This is a genomic window from Streptomyces sp. AA1529 (genome assembly GCF_000280905.1).
Taxonomy (GTDB): domain Bacteria; phylum Actinomycetota; class Actinomycetes; order Streptomycetales; family Streptomycetaceae; genus Streptomyces.
Window position 1 is genome coordinate 180,808 of the sequence record NZ_ALAP01000103.1, and the last position, 17,195, is coordinate 198,002.

Consider the following 17,195-nt stretch of genomic DNA (forward strand, 5'->3'; position numbering starts at 1 on the left):
CGCGGTGGCCGAGATCGTCGCCTATGTCGTCGTCCCCGTGCTCTACCTGGCCCTGCTCGCCGTCTTCCTGCCGGTCGTCCCGCTCCTCGCCGGGCTGCGGGCTCTCGCGTTCGTGATGCAGCTCCTGCGCGGCCACCTGGAGCAGCTGGCCGGCGTCCTGTACCGGCGCACCCGCGAGCTCCGCACCCTGCCGCCCTACCGCCCGCAGGACGAGGAAGTGCCGGCGTACCGCAACTACTTCTTCGGGCCGGGAGCCCGGGACCTGCGACAACTCTGCACCCTGGAGCGCCGTTCGTACGCGGCGGCGGTCGTCGACGCCTACCGCGACGTGACGGCACGGCAGTTCACCGCACCGGCACGGACCAGAGCACTCACCGTCCCGTACGGCCTGACGCTGTACGTGGGCCTCGGCCTGGGCGCGGCGCTGGCCGTACTGCCCCTGGGCGCCCTGCTGGCGCTGCACGCGCTCGTCCTCGCGCTGCTGATGGCAGGAGCCCGGCTCGTCGCCGGACTGCTGCGCGCCCTGGACCGTGCGGCCCTGTGGACGCGGCGGCTGTCGGTCGGCATGATCTGCCCGCACTGCTACGAGCGCGTCCGCCACCCGGCCTACGACTGCCCGGCACCGGCCTGCCGACGCCGGCACGCCGACATCCGCCCGGGCACGTACGGCCTGCTGCGCCGTCGCTGCGCGTGCGGGCAGCGCATGCCGACCCTGCTGATCCTGATGAGCGCGCAGGCCCGGCTCCAGGCGTACTGCACCCATCCGCACTGCGGGCGGGCGATGAACGCCGACGCCGGGCACATGCCGGAAACCGTCCTCCCGCTGATCGGCGGCCGGGCCGCCGGCAAGACCCAGCTGATGGCCGCCATGCTGCTGACGCTGGAGAACGCGGCCGGCAGCGGCGGCCCCGCGCTCCGCTTCGCCGACACCCGCTCGGAGGGCGACTACCGGATCCTCCGCGAGGTGCTGCGGAGCCGCGGCAACACCCGGGGCACCCAGAAGGACCTGCCCAGCGCGCACTCCTGCGTACTCGGCACCGGCCGCACCGAGCGCCTGATCCACCTCTTCGACACGGCCGGGGAGCGGTTCGTCGACCGCGACGAGACCGACGCGCTGCGCTACGCCCGGGCCGCGCACACCTTCGTCTTCGTCCTGGACCCGATGGCGGTGGAGGCGTTCTGGGACCGGCTGGAGCACGCCCCCGGCCCGGGGCCGGACCGCAGCCTCGCCTCCACGGTCCATCCCGAGGAGGTCTTCGCCCGGTCGGTCCAGGCGGTGGCCGCGATGCGCGCACCCGTGCGCCAGGCGCGCCTCGCCGTGGCCATCAGCAAGGCGGACGTGCTGGCCGGGTCCGGCCTCGGGCCGGGGAGCGCCGCCGGAAGCGACGAGGCCCGCGCCTGGCTCACGGAGGCGCTCGGCCTGCACAGCCTCGTCCGGGCGATGGAACTGGACTTCCGCGAGGTGCGGTTCTTCTGCACGGCGGCCGTGGCGAACGAGGAGGCCCGGGTGGATGCCAGCATCGCGGGGCTCGTCGACTGGTGCCTGGGGTCCTGACCCCCGAGGGCCCGGCAGGACCGGCGAAGGGGACGGCCCGCTCGGTGCGGCACTGTCGGTTGCGGCCTGCTCGGCCGCCCAACAACGTTCACTCGATGGTGAGTTGAAAGATCTGTTCAGGGTCGGCCGGTGCTGCCACACTTGCCGTGCCCCAGTGAACCCCCCCCCATGGCCCGGTCGTTCCGGGCCCGTCACTTCGGAGGTCCTCATGCGCCGCAGATTCGCCCTTCCGCTCGCTGCCGCAGCCCTGTCGCTCCCCGCCGTGCTCGTCCCCGCCGGTTCGGCCTCGGCCGCCCCCGCCGACAAGGCGCAGGTGCTCAGCTCCTGGACGCAGACCAGCGCCTCCAGCTACAACGCCTGGTACCAGGCCCGCCAGCACCAGGGCGACTGGTCCGCCTACGGCTTCGACTGGTCGACGGACTACTGCAGTTCCTCGCCCGACAACCCCTTCGGTTTCCCCTTCCAGACCGCCTGCGCCCGCCACGACTTCGGTTACCGCAACTACAAGGCCATGGGCACCTTCTCGGCGAACAAGTCCCGTATCGACTCGGCCTTCTATGAGGACCTCAAGCGGGTCTGCAACCGCTACTCCGGCGCGACCAGGACGGCCTGCAACTCGACGGCCTGGACCTATTACCACGCCGTCGACATCTTCGGCCTCAAGGGCGCCGACGAGGCAGCCGCCGACAAGGCTGCCTGACCGGCTCGCCGCACCCCGCCCGCCGGACCGGCACCCGGGCGCTCCTCCCGTCGCCGTTCAGCCACGGGAGGAGCGCCCGGCAGCCGAAGGCTCCCGCGGGTTCTCCCGTTCCTGCGGCTCCCGCCGATCGGTGCGGCGGCCGAACACCCAGGCGCGGAAGAGGAGGAAGCGCAGCACCGTGGCGGCCAGGTTCGCGCACACCAGCACGGCGAGCTCGGCACTGCGCGGCGCCCCGGCGGCCGCAGTGTGCAGCGCGGCCAGCGAACCGCTGGTCAACGCCAGGCCGACGCCGAAGACGAGCAGGCCCTGGGCCTGGTGCCGGACGGCTCGCTCCCGCCCGCGCACTCCGAAGGTCAGCCGCCGGTTCGCGGCGGTGTTCCCCAGCGCCGACAGCAGCAGCGCCGCCGCGTTGGCCGACTGTGCTCCCAGACCCTGCCGCAGCAGCGAGTAGAGCCCCAGATACAGCAGCGTGCTCAGTGCTCCGACCAGGCAGAAGCCGATGAGCTGCCGCGGCAGGCCACCGGGCACGTCCGCCAGTCCGCGGTCGCGCGGGTCGTCGCCGAACGGGCGGCGCAGCCGGTCCAGCGGCAGCGCGCCCCCGGCCAGCGCCCGGCCGACCCGCCAGACGCCCTTGAGGTCGTCCGTGACGGTGCGCAGGATGTCCACCCGTGAATCGGGGTCGTCCACCCAGTCCACCGGTACCTCGTGGACGCGCAGCCCGGCACGCTCGGCCAGCACCAGCAGTTCGGTGTCGAAGAACCAGCCGTTGTCCTGCACGAGCGGCAGCAGCCGGTCGGCCACCTCGCCGCGCACCGCCTTGAAGCCGCACTGCGCGTCGGAGAAGCGGGCGGCCAGCGAGCCGCGCAGCAGCAGGTTGTAGCCGCGCGAGAGGACCTCGCGCTTCGGACCGCGTACGACGCGCGACCCGGAAGCCAGCCGGGTGCCGGTCGCGACGTCCGAGTGGCCCGAGATCAGCGGCGCGACCAGCGGCAGCAGCGCGTTGAGGTCGGTGGACAGGTCCACATCCATGTAGGCGCGCACGGGGGCGTCCGAGGCGGCCCACACGGTGCGCAGGGCGCGCCCCCGGCCCTTCTCCTCCAGCCGCGTCAACGAGACGGAATCGAACTCCCGCACGAGTTCGCGGGCCACCTCCTGGGTGCGGTCCCGGCTGGCGTTGTCCGCGACGGTGATGCGGAATCCGTAGGGGAAGTGCCGGGTCAGGAAGGCGTGCAGCCGCCGGACGCAGGGCCCGAGGGCAGCCTCCTCGTTGTAGACGGGCACCACCACGTCCAGCACGGTCGTGGGGGTCCGGGACGGCAGATGGCGGCGGGAGGGCAGGGTCTCGCACGACGGCAGGCGCTCGCGCGACGGCGCGGTCTCGCGCCCCACAGGATCGGTCTTCGCACTCATGCCGCCGACCGTGGCGAACAGGCCTGTCAGCCCGGTGTGGCCAGGCTGTGCGCCACCTGTGAGGTGCCGGATCCGGCGGAATCCGCGGGCAGCCGTACGGTGAAGGCGGTCCGGCCGGGCCGGCTGGCGACCTGGACACCGCCGCCGTGCGCGGCCACCACCGCTGCCACGATGGCCAGCCCCAGCCCGGTGCTGCCGCGGTGCCGGGAGCGCGACGCGTCGCCCCGCGCGAACCGCTCGAAGACACGCTCCCGCACGTCCGCCGGGATGCCGGGGCCGTCGTCCACGACCCGCACCTCCACCCGGCCCCCGTCCAGCGCCAGCTGCGCGCGCACTGTCGTACCCGGCGGTGTGTGACTGCGCGCGTTGGCCAGCAGATTGGCCAGCACCTGCCGCAGCCGCGCCTCGTCGCCGGTCACCAGCAGCGGGGACGAGGGCACCTCCAGGCGCCACACATGCTCAGGACCGGCCACCCGCGCATCGCTGACCGCGTCGACGACCAGCGCCGAGACATCCACCGGCTCCCGCTCCAGCGGCCGCCCCGAATCCAGCCGCGCGAGCAGCAGCAGGTCCTCCACCAGCCCGCTCATCCGCACCGCCTCGGACTCGATCCGCTCCAGCGCGTAACCCGTGTCCGTACCGGCGTCCGGTTGCTCCCGGCGCGAGAGCTCCGCATAGCCCCGGATGGACGCCAGCGGAGTACGCAGCTCGTGGCTGGCGTCCGCGATGAACCGGCGCAGCCGCAGCTCGCTGTCGTGCCGCGCCGCCAGCGCCGAACCGACGTGGCCGAGCATCCGGTTCAGCGCCGCCCCGACCTGGCCGACCTCCGTCTCCGGGTCGGTGTCCCGCACCGGCACCCGCTCCCGCAGCCGCACCTCGCCGCTGTGCAGGGGAAGTTCGGAGACCCGGGTGGCGGTGTGCGCCATCCGCCGCAGCGGACGCAGCGCGACCCGCACGGACGCGGCACCGGCGATCCCCGCACCCAGCAGTCCGGCACCGGCGACGCACACCTCGACCAGCACGAGCGTGCTGATCGTGTCGTCCACGGCGGTGGTCGGCAGACCGACCACCAGAGTGCCGCCCGCCACGGGCACGGACGTCACCCGGTAGCTGCCCACCTGCGGCAGCTCCGCGGTGTGCGGACTGCTGTCGCGGGGCACCGAGGCCAGCGCCGCGGACTGCGCGTCGGTCAGCTCCCTGATGCCGACGCCGGGCATTCCGCCGGCCGGCTGCTGCTGCACGCTGCGGGCCGCGGAGCTGAAGGTACTGCCGGAACCGTCGTCGGAGGCGTCGTCGCCGCTGTCCTTGACGAAGGCGCCGACGGTACCCACCGGCTGCCCGCCCACCTTCAGGAACCGCAGCTTCTCCAGCCCCTCGGGCCGCTGATGACCGGGCGGCCCGGGGCCCGCGGCGCGGAAGGTGACGTCCTTGAGCTGGCTGTCGAGCTGCTGGTACAGGTACGTGTGCAGCGCGATCGTCGTCACCGCGCCGATCACCGCCGCCACCACCGCGATCATCGCCACGACCGAGAGCACCAGCCGTGCGCGCAGCGAACGGCGCACCCGCAGCCGTGCGCGCAGCCCGGAGAACAGCCGGAACACCGCCGCTTCCCTCACTCCGCGGCGGGCTTGAGCAGATAGCCCGCACCGCGCCGCGTGTGGATCATCGGAGCCCGCCCCGCGTCGATCTTCCGCCGCAGATACGAGATGTACAGCTCCACCACGTTGCCCTGGCCGCCGAAGTCGTAGGACCACACCCGGTCCAGGATCTGCGCCTTGCTCAGCACCCGCCGCGGATTGCGCATCAGATACCGCAGCAGCTCGAACTCGGTCGCCGTCAGCCGGATCTCCGCGCCGCCCCGGGCCACCTCGTGGGTGTCCTCGTCCAGCGTCAGATCGCCCACGGCCAGCACGGACGACGGCTGCCCGGCGGCAGTGGCCCCGGCCCGCCGCAGCAGCCCGCGCAACCGGGCGATCACCTCCTCCAGGCTGAACGGCTTGGTCACATAGTCGTCGCCGCCCGCCGTCAGCCCGGCGATCCGGTCCTCCACCGCGTCCCGCGCCGTCAGGAACAGCACCGGAATCCCCGGGGTCACCGAGTGCAGCCGGCCGAGCACGGTGAGCCCGTCGATGTCCGGCAGCATCACATCCAGCACCACCGCATCCGGACGCCAGTCCCGCGCCGTGCGCACCGCGGCCTCACCGCCGCCCGCCGCGCGCACCTCCCAGCCCTCGTACCGCAGCGCCATCGACAGCAGTTCGGTGAGCGAGGGCTCGTCGTCCACCACGAGGATCCGCACCGGACCGCCGTCGGGCCGCCGCAACGGCTCCTGCCCCGGCGCCCCGGCCCGCCCGGCACCAGCTCGTGCACCACCCTCACGCGCGGCCGACACCGCCTTCTCGTCCATACCGGCACCCTGCACGCCCAACCTGAGAGAAACCTGTGAAAACCCTGGGGGCCGGCTGAGAGGCGGGGCCCGATGGCCCACGGCCCACGGCCGGCGTCCGAATCCCGGAGCCAGGACTATGCGGGAACGTGGAAGCGCACGGGCTCCCGCAGTGCCGCGGACGCGCCGTCGAAATCGGCGAGCCGGGCGGCGACCGTCGCGACGGCGAGTCGCTCGGGCAGGGCGGCCGAGAATTTCAGCCCGCGCACCGCCCGCGGGTCCACGTCCGGCAGCACCAGTGCCGCGCCGTCATCGGCAGCCGCACGGGCGGCCTGCCACCTTTCCGGCGTGAGGTCCTCGCGGAGCCGGAGAAAGCAGTCCGTGGGCCGCTGTACAGGGTCGGCGACCGACGGAAGGGTGGCGGCGAGGGTCGCGTTCGCGCGGTAGCCGGCCCAGGTCCACCACCGCACGTCGCTGCCGTTTCGGGTGATCAGCGTCCCGCCGGGGTGCACGAGGTCGGGCGCATGGTCCTGGCGCCACTCGGCCAGACAGGTATCGGCCCGCCGGGTCAGGGAGACGGGCGGGTCGGTGCCCAGGAGCACGTCGCGCATCGCCCGGGTGAGCGCATAGGAGAGGCCCGCGAGTGAACCGCTCGACCACTTGGCGATCCCGCCGCTGTCGACCGGTTCGACGAAGACGCGTTTGCGGGCCCAGTCGATGAACGTGACCTGCCAATTGCGTCCGCCCAGCAGCAGCCTGCGCGGGCCGGGACGTTCCTCTGTCAGCACGGACGGATCCGTCTGCCCGATCTCCGTACGTCCGGACAGGACGGTGAACTGCGGGGGAGCCGTGAAGGAGGCCGTCAGCTCGATGAAGTGCCGACGGCCGAACCGGCGCTCCGCTTCGGGGCCGATGAACAGTAGGCCGCCGTCCTGTTCGAGGAAGCCCTCGGACATCAGATGCCGCAGGACAGGCTGTGCCGAACGGTCGAAGGGCACCAGCCCGTTCCACTGCTCCGGCCACAGGCTGTCGCCGATCCTGTGCTGCTGGAGTACGAGCGCGAGGAGCTGCTGAGCCACCAGGTGGCGTGGCTCCGGTGGAGCGGTCACCGGCTCGACCCAGCCGCGCGACCAGAGCACGAGCAGTGCCGCCGCCTGCAGAAGTGTGTCTTTGCGGGTGGCGAGGAAGAGGCAGTTGCGGGTGGCGCCGGGGCGGCGTCCGGTGCGGCCGATGCGCTGCAGGAAGGAGGCGACGGTCCCGGGGGAGTCGATCTGGATGACGCGGTCCAGGTCGCCGACGTCGATGCCGAGTTCCAGGGTGGAGGTGGAGACGATGACGCAGTCCCGTGCCTCGGCGAACGCCTGCTCGGATCTGGCGCGCTCCTGCACCGACAGCGAGGCGTGCGAGAGGAAGACCGTCACCTCGCGCTCGCGCAGGGCAGCGCCCAACTGCTCGACCTGGCTTCTGGAGTCGCAGAACACCAGGCGTTTCTCGCCCCGGTGCAGTGCGGCGACGAGCTTGGCGGCGTTCTCGAGGGAGCCGACGTAGTCCAGTTCGACCTCGCCCGCGGGGCGGTCGGAGGCGGTGCTCTGCACGGATGCCGGGGCGACCACCCGGCCGGGCCGCTTCTCCGCCCCCGAGCCCTGGAGCCAGGTGAGCAACTGCTCGGGATTGCCGACGGTCGCCGACAGGCCGATCCGCTGCAGGGGCCGCCCGGTGACCTGCTGCAGGCGTTCCAGCACGGCCAGCAGATGCCAGCCCCGGTCGTCGTCGGCGAAGGCGTGCACCTCGTCCACGACGACTGCTCGGACACGGCCCAGCAGGGTGGCGTGATCCGTCTTGACCCCGATCAGCATGGCTTCCAGCGACTCGGGTGTGGTGAGCAGGATGTCCGGCGGATCGGTGCGGATGTGCTGCCGCCGCGCCTCGGTGGTGTCGCCGTGCCACAGCTCCGCACGGCGCCCGAGCCACTGGGCGTACCCGTGCACCCGCGTGACGAGGTTGTTGAGCAGCGCCTTCAGCGGACACAGATAGAGCACCGAGGTGCCGGACCAGCCCTGTGCGGACATCGCGGAGAGGACCGGCAGACAGGCCGCCTCCGTCTTGCCGCCTGCCGTGGGGGCGAGGAGGATCGCGTCCTCGCCGTCCATCAGCGGATTGATCGCGGCACGCTGCAGGGGCCGCAGATCGGGCCAGCCGAGGGTGTTGACCACGTGGTGCAGGACGACCGGATCCAGCCGGTCCACGGGGTCGAGGGCCATCACACGTTCAGTTCCACGTCATCAGCCGCCGCCGCTGCGACGTTGCGCTCGACCTCGGTGAGTTCACTCGCCGATACCGTCAGCCGGTAGTGCTGCCGGGGATCGAAGTCCGCGAACTGGTCGATCCGGTCCAGGACATCGCCGACGAGCTTCTTCAGGAACAGCCGCGGCGCCACTCCCACCTTGCCGCCGAGCGCACCGCCCACCGCTGCGGCGAGGTCGGCGATGTACGCGTCGTCGGCGAGCCGGCCTATCCGCTCCGGCGCGGATGCCCCGTCCGCGTACAGGTCGCGGATCGTCGTGCCGAGCGTGACCAGCGACTCCTGGGTGAAGCCCGGCAGCCGCAACTGCACCGCGCGCGGGTTGTCGAAGCGCGGATCGGTGGTGAAGTCGGTGGCGAGGCGCTGGGCCAGCGGTGCGAGACGCTGCACTCCCTGCGGGCCGTCGTAGAAGGCGGGCGTTCCGGTGATCACCAGATACAGGCCGGGGAACCGGCCCGAGTGCACCTCGTCGATGAGCTGCCGCAGCGCGTTGAGCGCCTTGTCCCGGGCGTCGGACCGCACCCGCTGCAGCGTCTCCACCTCGTCCAGCACGACGAACAGCCCGCGGTGACCCGAGTCGCGCAGCACCGTCAGCAGGCCCTGCAGGAAGCCGAAAGCGCCGAAGTGGTCGAGGTCGCCGCGGACCCCGGCGGACCGCCTCGCCGCGGCGGCCACATGCGGTTGTCCGCCCAGCCACGCCAGCACGGCCGCTGCTGTCGCCTCGTCCCCTTGGACCAGTGCTGTCCGGTATCCGCGCAGCGCCGTCGCGAACGAGGGCGCATGACGGGACACCTCGCTCAGCCGCGCGGTGAGCAGCTTCTCGACCTGCTCGGGCAGGTCCTCCTCATCGGCCCCGTCCGCGAGGGCGTCCTCCTCCAGGGCGTAGAACCAGGCGTCGACGACGGGCCGCAGCGCGCTCGGTGGGAAGCTCGACGTGGCGAGCCGTTCGGTCAGCCGCCGGTAGACGGTCTCCAGCCGGTGCAGCGGAGTCTCGGTCTCCGAGATCTGGATCTCGGAGACCGCGTAGCCGAGCCGCTTGGCGCGCTCGCCCAGCCACCGGGTGAAGAAGGTCTTGCCGGACCCGTACTCGCCGCGGACCGCCTTGAACACGGACGCCTCGGAGGAGGCGACCGCGGTCAACTCGGCGTCGAGCGCGTCCTCGAACCGGTCCAGGCCGGTGGCGAGCAGGTCCAGTCCGCTGTCGGGTACAGCGCCGCGCCGCAGGGCGTCGATGACGGTGCGCCGCCTCACGGCGGAGACGCTGGAGGCACGTGGATCGGTCACCTGCCCAGTCTCGCATTTCCGCACCACCACCCGGCGGCCCTCACTCCAGCCCGAACTGGGTGCGCAGCGCGTCGGCGTTCAGCCGCAGTGTCCGCCCGTCCGGCATCGTCTCCAGCACCTGCACACCGTCGTAGTTGAGGAGCTGCCGCAGTACGGCGGCGAAGCCGTCGGCCCGGGTCGTGGGGAAGCCGACCCGCTGCGCCAGTGCCGTCACGGGCAAGGTGCCGCCCGTCTCGAGGAGCGCGACCACGGCGAGGCGGAACTTGTCGAGTTCGCGCTCGCGCGGCTTGCGGGCGAGGAGCTCCACCTGGTTCCGGAACGCCTCCGAGGCGAAGAGCTCCGCCACGACGGTCTCTTCCCGCGCGACCGGTTCGGGCTGCCGCGTCTGCCGCTGCGGCGGCGGTCCGGCGGGCTCGGAGGCGGACGCCGGAGCCACGTCGAACAGCGAGTCGTGCGTGGCGGCCAGTTCCGCCTGGGCCTTCGACGGCTTGTGCCGGGAGGTCTGCTTCTCGCGCGGTTCCGCGTCCTTCTCCGCCGCGGCAGCTCCAGAGGGCGGGCCGCCGGGCAGCCGGGAGTCCGGCTCGTCCGTCTTCCACCAGGAGGGCTGCTGCTCGCCCAGCTCCCGCCATCCCTTCGGCGGCGCGGCGCCGAACGGCAGGAACGCGAGAACGGGAATGGCCACCTCCGCCAGGGAGGCTCCGCCGTGGTAGCCCGCCTTGAGCCCGGTGTAGCGGGAGTCGGCGTCCCACAGCGCGACGACGGACGAGCCCGGCTCGGACCGGACCACCCGCGGCCCGGACAGCGCGACCTCGGCCGCACCCGCGGGCTCCTCGGCCCCGGAAGCGGCACGATGACGCGCGGACTCCGGCTCTGCGGCCTCGACCTTCGCTCCGTGCCGGTCCACCACATGCCCGTGGTCGCTGGTCAGGACCACAGCCATGCCCTGTACGGCCGCCACGCGCAGCAACTCCGCCAGCCCGGGGATGTGCTGGACCTGCCAGGCGCCGTCGCCGAGCTTCTGCTCCTTGCCGAGCCGGTCGTCGATGGCGTTGAGGACGACCGCCACATGGGTACGGCCGTCGCCCAGCGCTTCGGTGAGCTGCGGACCGAAGACCTCCCCGGCGCTCTCGGCGCGCAGATCGTCCTTGTGGAAGACGGCCGCCGGCGCCCCGCCCCACAGCTTCTGCTGCGGGAAGAGCCGCTTCTCGTCCGCCTGCGCCCCCTTTGTCAGCCGCCCCGCGAACAGCGATGTACGGGAGACGGCCGTCACGGTCGGCAGCGCTGCGGCCATGGCGCGGCGGTGCGGCGGGCCGTCCGGCACCGGGTCGAACTCCGCCCATGAGGAGCGGATCTCCTCGCCCAGCTCGGTGGCGATGGCCGCACTCATCCCGTCCAGGACGACGAGCAGCACCCGCCGCCCTTCCCCGCCCTGGACGATCGGCTTGACCACCCGGTCGAGGAAGGACTCCACGGTCAGCATGGAGCCCGGCGGTGTGCCCGCGGCCGTCCAGGTGGCGAGCGCGCGGGCGAAGTCCCGGTCGATCTCGTGCCGCGCCTCCCGCACCCGTAGGGCGAGCCTGTCGTACGCGGACTTGAGGACGGGGTCGGGATCGCCACCGGCCTCGATGTGTTCGAGTGCCTGGTCCACCCAGCCGGTCTCCGCGACGTGGCGCGCGATGCCGTCGGCGGCCGAGCGGCAGGCGGCATCGGGACCGCCTGCGAGCCACCGGGCCAGCCGCTGAGCCATGTGCGCCCGCTGGACGCGCACCCGCGCCTGGGGTTCCCCGGCCCGCTTGTGGTCGTCCAGAGTCTTCAGTGCGGCCCCCACCGGCTCGGCCGTGCCCGCAGAGTGGGCCAGCGCGTGACCGACCGCCGCGAACCGCGCTTCCAGCCCCTGCAGGAGCAGCGGACTGGCCTGGGCCGCGGCCTCGGCACCGAACTGCCCCGCCAGAGTCGCCGCCCTGTCGAGCACGGTGCCGCTGATCCGGCGGGCCGCGCGCGCCTCCAGCGCGGCACTCTCCTGCTCCCGGGACGCGGTGGTGAGCAGCACGCCGACGTGCTCCTCGCAGGCGCGACCGAACGCCGCGGTCAACGCGTCCAGCGCCTCGCCGGCCGCGGGCGGCTGCTCCCCGAACCAGCGCTCGGCGCGCCCCCGGGCCCGGTAGGTGTCGGCGTCGGCGTCGGCGTGCAGCCACAGTGCGCCGCACACCAGACCGAAGGCCACCGCATCCGCACCGTGCTCGGCGCCCACCAGCGCCAGCAGCGCTTGCCCGGCCGGACCTGCCTGCCCCTCCTCACCGAGGAACTCCGTCAATCCCTTGCGTTCGGGGGCGCGCAGTTCCAGCAGCCGTTCCGGCCCGCCAGGGGCCAGGGACCAGCCGAGCAGCGTATGGATGTCCAGGGTGTCGCTCACCGGTGCGCGATGCGCGGACCCGCCCTCGCTGTCGTACCGGCCCAGCCGCAGCCGCCGCAGCGCCAACGCGGACAGCGCCGTACGCCGCGACAGCACACTGCCCGGGTGCGGGGGCCAGCCGCCGGGCGGGGTGGCGTCCAGCAGTGCCTCGGCGGCCCAGCTCGCGTCCTTGAGACGAGCCTCCAACTGCTCGGCCCCGAACGCCTCACGCACCACGTCCCAGCCGTCGACGGTGTTGACGCGCTTCTTGTGCGTACGGGCCACGATCGAGGCGTCGAGTTCGCTCTGCTCGCGGTCGGTCAGCACGACCAGCACGGCGGGGTCAGTGGGTCCACCGTCCTCGTCGTCGGACGGCCCGGCGAGATGGTTCAGAACGAGTTCGTGGACGGCGAGCGGGGAGAGTGCGACGGCGATCCGGGCGGTGCAGCCCTCACCCCACGCGGGCTGCGGCGGGCCGTGCCACTCGGGCGCAGCACGCAGCAGCACCGCGCGCCGTTTGTCGTTGCCGGTGAGCGCGTCGGCGAGCGAGGTCTGCGAGGACAGGTACTGGGTGACGGTGGCGGCGTTCAGCCGCGCCGCCACCGAGACCGCGGGCCCGGCGGCTCCTGGTGTGTCGGTGACCGGGGCGCTCATGACTCGACGACCCGCCAGGTGACCTCGACCGCCGCGTCGGGCTCGGCAGCGGCCAGCGCGGTCAGCTCGTCCCGCAGCTCGGCCGCGGCCCGCGCTGCGGTGGTACGGCTGGCGCCGGAGCGCTTCACCTGCCCCGGACGCCCTCCTGCCCCGGGCGACCGCTGCTCGGAGACGGGCGGGTGGCTGCTGTTGGTGTGCAGCGGAACGTCACCCGGGCCGGGCGGCGGTGCGGGCTCGGCATCGGGTTGCGGGCTCTGCGCCGCCCGGTTGCGCTTGACCAGGGCGAGCACGTCGCGCTGGGTGCGTTCCAGAGCGCCGCACAGATCGCTCGTCCGCTGGTCGCTGCGCGCCACGTTGCGCAGCGACTCCAGCAGCGCCCGGCCCTCCGGCCCCTCGTTCGAGGCGAGGTCGAGGGTGGTCCAGGACGCGGCGTCCAGCGCGCGGGCCACGGCTCCCGCCTGGGCGATCGAGGTGCCGTAGCGGTCGGCGGAGACCTCTCCCAGGTCGAAGGCGGCGAGTGCCTCCACCGTCTTCTTCGCTCCCGCAGCACCCTGCCCCATGCCCTGGGTCAGCGTCTTCAGCAGTTCGACACAGCGGCGGGCCAGCGCAAGCCGCCCGCTCTCGTTCGTGTCGTCCAGCTCCAGGAACGCCGAGTGCTCCTCCAGTTGCCGCACCAGTCCGGCGGCCTGCTCCTGGTGGGTGCGGGCCTCCTCGGTGATCTGGCGGGCGAACTGGTTGACGATCCGCCCGCGCCGCAGCGTCGGCGCCGTCTTCCCGAAGACGGTGGCGAACCGCTGCCGCGCGCACTCCCAGTCCTCCTCGCCGGGCAGCGACTGGCTGCGCAGCGCGTCGTGCTCCTTGAGCTGCGCCATCTCCGGCGCCGGGTCCAGCGGCATCCCGCCGCGCACCCACACCCGGTCGTCCATCTCGGCGAACGCGGCGACCACGAGCCGCGCCAGATATCCGGGCAGCCCGCGCGGCTGCGGCAGGTCCGTCCAGTCGGTGAGCGTGATCAGGCTGAGGTCGCCGGTGTGGCCGCGCTCGCGTGCGAGCCGCCGGAAGTGGTCGGCCCAGTACAGCGACAGCTCGAAGTACGCCTCCTTCTGCTGCCCGAGCCGCAGCGGCCCCGCGATGCGCTGCATCGCCTTGCGGTCGGTGGCCGGGACCTCCGTCCGCTGGTCGCGCGCCTCCGCGGCCGCCCGCACGTGACTGAAGACCTTGCGGACGTCGGCCGACTTCACCGGCGTGCCGGTGTGGTCCGGGTCGAGGTCCGGATGGTCCGGGTACTGCGCCGCCAGCAGCCTGCCCACGACATGGCGCAGCCCGTCACGCAGCGACTGGCCGAAGGACAGCGTCAGCCCCTCGACCTCCCGCAGCGACTGCAAGTGCTCGCCGAAGCCCAGCTCGACATCGGTCGCCTTCTTGTCCGCGAGCCCGTACGCCTGTTTGAAGGCCGCCTTCACGTTCTTCAGCAGCGACTCGCGCTGCGTCTCCAGCAGTCCCTTGGCCCGCGCCCGGTTGTCGGCGTTCAGATGGCCCGCGTACTGGGACTCGAAGCGCTGCTCGTCCGCGAGCGCCTTGTCGATGACGACCAGGCGGCAGAAGTCCGCGTACCGCTGCGCCGACAGATGGGTCGGCAGCCAGGCGACCGTACGGGCCCTCTCGCTCTGCTGCCGCTCGCGCAGCCGCTGCATCCGGTTCACGTCGTCCCGGGGGCCGAACTCGCCCTCGTCGAAGGGGAGGTCGACGACGATCCGCCACAGGTCGTCCTCCTGCGGCATCAGATCGTGGTCGGCCAGCTCGTCCTCGTCGGCGACGTTCCCGAAGACCACCTCGGCGGCCCGCTCCGTACCCCGCCACACGAAGTCGACCCGGCTGGCCAACTGCCCGTGCGCCACCCCCAGATCCTCGGACAGCAGCCGCTTGGCGAGCGCCTGCCGGTTCCCGGGATTGTCGTTGACCTTGGCGTTGGCGATCACGGAGTCGACGTCCACACCCGAGAGCTCCAGCCGCACACCCGGGTTCGCCTCGGTGCCGGTCTCCTTGATCTCGGGGAAGCGGCCGGCCCACTCGGCCACCTTGTTCTTGAGGATGCCGTACTCGCGCCCGGGTATCGGCGCGACCACGGAGCCGTAGTTCAGCGCGGAGAGCCTGCGGATCGTCAGGTCCGCCAGCGCCGGGACGCTGGGCGCCAGCGACGACAGCAGCAGGGTGCCGACGATCCTGTTGTCGCCGACGAACGTCTTGATCCGCCCACGCAGCTCCGGGTCCTTGATGCTGTCCGGCCCGCGGTGTGTGTACTGCTCGACGTCCTCCTCGGTCACGTTGTACGTACCGAGCAGATACGGCCGCAGCTTGGTCCTGTACAGCTTGTCCGCCGCCTCGAAGACGACCTTCAGGCTGTCGGTGAACGGCTTGTCGCCGCCGTCGGCGATCAGCGGATACAGATCGCCGACCGGAATGAGATCCCCGAGCCGCAGCTCGTCGCGATGGTCGGCGAGGAGCTGCCCCATCAGCTTCATGCCGGTCCGGTTGCGCTGCAGCGCCGAGGACACATGGACGAGCGTGTCCATGAACGCGGGGGAGAAGGGATAGGTGAGCCGGAAGCTGTCCTCGTCGGCCCCCACGCCGTCCGCACCCCGGTCCGAGCCGAGCAGGGTGTCCCACACCTCCTGGCGGACCTTGCGCGTCCTCTCGAACTGCGCCTCGATCCGTGCCCCGGCCTCGGCGTCCCTCGGCTTGAGCAGCCGCGCGTGTGCGACCTGGGGCAGGTTCCGGTCCTCCAGGGTGATCTTGTCGAACCGGCCGGAGGCCAGATTGAGCGTGTCCTGGATGGACGACTCGGCGGCACCCGACACCTCCTCACCCACCAGTTCCCGCAGATCCCGCTGCCGGGCTATGAAGGAGACGACCGGGATGGCGCGGCGCGCGTCGCCGCCCTCCACGAAGTTGGTGATCTTCCCCGCCTCGCGGGCCACCCACTTCTGGTCGTGGATGAGGGTGGCCAGCCACAGGATCAGCTCGTCCAGGAAGAGGATCAGCCCGTCGTAGCCCAGCGACTTGGCATGCTCGGCGACGATGCCGAGCCCCGCGTCCAGCGAGACGAACCCGTGCTCGTCCTCCGTGGCGTTCTTGGCGAACCCCGGCAGCAGATACGTGCTCGCGTCCTCCACCAGCCGGGCCCGCAGCTCCGCCGGGGTGGACGGACTCACCAGGTTCAGCGCCTGCCCCGACTCGTGCACCTCCTCGGCCGCCAGCGCCGTGTCCAGCAGCGCCGGCTGCCAGGCGAACGACTCGCCCCACTCGTCGTCCTCGTCCCCGCCGGACCCCTCCGGGGAGGTGAGACCGTTGATGACGGCCTCGTCCCCCATCCGCGCCCGCATGGCCCGGATGTCGTCGAACAGCGCGTCCGTCCGGTACACCTGCGGCGTCGGCGCCTCCGGGTGCAGCCGCTTGACGTGGCTCACGTACCCGCCGAGCACCCGCTGCTCCATGGCCTTCGCCCCGAGCATGTGGTACGGCACCAGCAGGAACTTCTTCCCGTCCGTGCCCAGCCACTCGTGTTTGGTCAGCACCGGATCGAAGTCGCCCCGGCCGCGCGCCGCCGGGCTGCCGCTCAGCAGCGCGTGCAGCACCGCCATGAAGTGCGACTTACCGGAACCGAACGAACCGTGCAGATACGCCGCCTTGGACGCATGTCCGTCCAGCGCCGACTTGATCAGGCCCAGCGCCTCGTCGAAGTTCTCCAGCAGCCGCTCGGTGACCACATAGTCCCGCAGCGCGTGCTCGGCCCCCTGCGGCGTCGTCGCCTCCGACAACTGCAGCACGAAGTCCGAGGTGGAAATGGACTCCTTGATGTCGATGACATCGCGAAGCAGGGGCGCCTGCGACTGCGGGTCCTGGGCCATCGAGGCTCTCGCTCTCCTTCCGGCTGCGGGCACGCTGGGGGTCGTGGCCGTGCCATCCGTCGTATCGACGGGTCTGCGGGTCTTCTTCTGTGCGGATCTTCATCCTGGTCCGGGACCATTCTCCGATACAGAAGTCGCGCAGGGGAGCGGGGTCATGAGATGCAGTCACATCGTGACGTGCTGTCAGGCACGCTGCGCCAGGCGGCGAACGGGGAGGCCCGGGGGCTGCCCGGCTGCCCGGTCGATGCCGGGCAGCCGCAGGGCGGGCCGCGCTCACAGGTCGAACGTGCCGGGCCGGGCCTGGCCGTCGGCCAATGGTGTGCCCGGCACCCCTGGCGCTATGCCGAGTTCGAGGTGCCGCCGACTGCGCTCGTTCAGCTCCGCGACCCGAGCACTGAGCACCTCGGCGTGGGTCAGCAGCCGGACGCGGCCGGGGTCCGCGTCCCACTCCCGTCCCCCGCCCAGCGGTCGGAGCTGGATATAGGGACCCTCCCGCCCCATCACCACCCCGACCCGGTCACGGGCGAGATCCCGCACCGCCGAGCCGACGACCGGTCCCACCGGCGTGGCGATGACTGACACCTGCGGCCGGGCTCCGCCGTCC

General features: G+C 72.5%; 10 protein-coding genes. 2 read left to right on the forward strand and 8 right to left on the reverse strand.

Annotated features, from left to right (window positions below; all coding sequences use genetic code 11):
- Positions 1-4: 4 nt before the first annotated feature.
- Entirely contained in the window at positions 5-1,555 is a 1,551-nt protein-coding gene (locus A949_RS0130705) for a TRAFAC clade GTPase domain-containing protein (RefSeq protein ID WP_019359897.1), read from the forward strand.
- A gap of 208 nt (positions 1,556-1,763) precedes the next feature.
- Positions 1,764-2,255 carry a phospholipase gene (locus A949_RS0130710; RefSeq protein ID WP_019359898.1) on the forward strand — a complete coding sequence of 164 codons (492 nt, stop codon included), beginning with the start codon at positions 1,764-1,766 and terminating at the stop codon, positions 2,253-2,255.
- 57 nt (positions 2,256-2,312) lie between these two features.
- On the opposite strand, the gene A949_RS0130715 is transcribed toward A949_RS0130710, so the two are convergent.
- The 8 genes from A949_RS0130715 to A949_RS0130750 form a co-directional block, all read right to left on the reverse strand.
- Positions 2,313-3,665 (reverse strand): glycosyltransferase, encoded by a 1,353-nt coding sequence (locus tag A949_RS0130715; RefSeq protein ID WP_078565580.1) that lies wholly within the window; start codon positions 3,663-3,665, stop codon positions 2,313-2,315.
- Between the two features lie 26 nt (positions 3,666-3,691).
- Positions 3,692-5,182 carry a HAMP domain-containing sensor histidine kinase gene (locus A949_RS0130720; RefSeq protein WP_051019713.1) on the reverse strand — a complete coding sequence of 497 codons (1,491 nt, stop codon included), beginning with the start codon at positions 5,180-5,182 and terminating at the stop codon, positions 3,692-3,694.
- 95 nt (positions 5,183-5,277) lie between these two features.
- Positions 5,278-6,072: a response regulator transcription factor gene (locus tag A949_RS0130725; protein WP_078534560.1), complete on the reverse strand. Its 795-nt coding sequence runs from the start codon at positions 6,070-6,072 to the stop codon at positions 5,278-5,280.
- Between the two features lie 116 nt (positions 6,073-6,188).
- Entirely contained in the window at positions 6,189-8,312 is a 2,124-nt protein-coding gene (locus tag A949_RS0130730) for a DEAD/DEAH box helicase (RefSeq protein ID WP_019359902.1), read from the reverse strand.
- On the reverse strand, positions 8,312-9,637 hold the full coding sequence (gene brxD / locus A949_RS0130735; RefSeq protein ID WP_019359903.1) for a BREX system ATP-binding protein BrxD: 1,326 nt from the start codon (positions 9,635-9,637) through the stop codon (positions 8,312-8,314). The genes A949_RS0130730 and brxD overlap by 1 nt, the downstream gene beginning before the upstream one ends.
- 40 nt (positions 9,638-9,677) lie before the next feature.
- Entirely contained in the window at positions 9,678-12,683 is a 3,006-nt protein-coding gene (gene pglZ, locus A949_RS0130740) for a BREX-2 system phosphatase PglZ (protein WP_026005200.1), read from the reverse strand.
- On the reverse strand, positions 12,680-16,591 hold the full coding sequence (gene pglY / locus A949_RS0130745) for a BREX-2 system ATPase PglY (RefSeq protein ID WP_019359905.1): 3,912 nt from the start codon (positions 16,589-16,591) through the stop codon (positions 12,680-12,682). Before pglY ends, pglZ begins: the two co-directional genes overlap by 4 nt.
- A gap of 273 nt (positions 16,592-16,864) precedes the next feature.
- Positions 16,865-17,173 carry a hypothetical protein gene (locus A949_RS0130750; protein WP_158687657.1) on the reverse strand — a complete coding sequence of 103 codons (309 nt, stop codon included), beginning with the start codon at positions 17,171-17,173 and terminating at the stop codon, positions 16,865-16,867.
- Between the last annotated feature and the right edge of the window lie 22 nt (positions 17,174-17,195).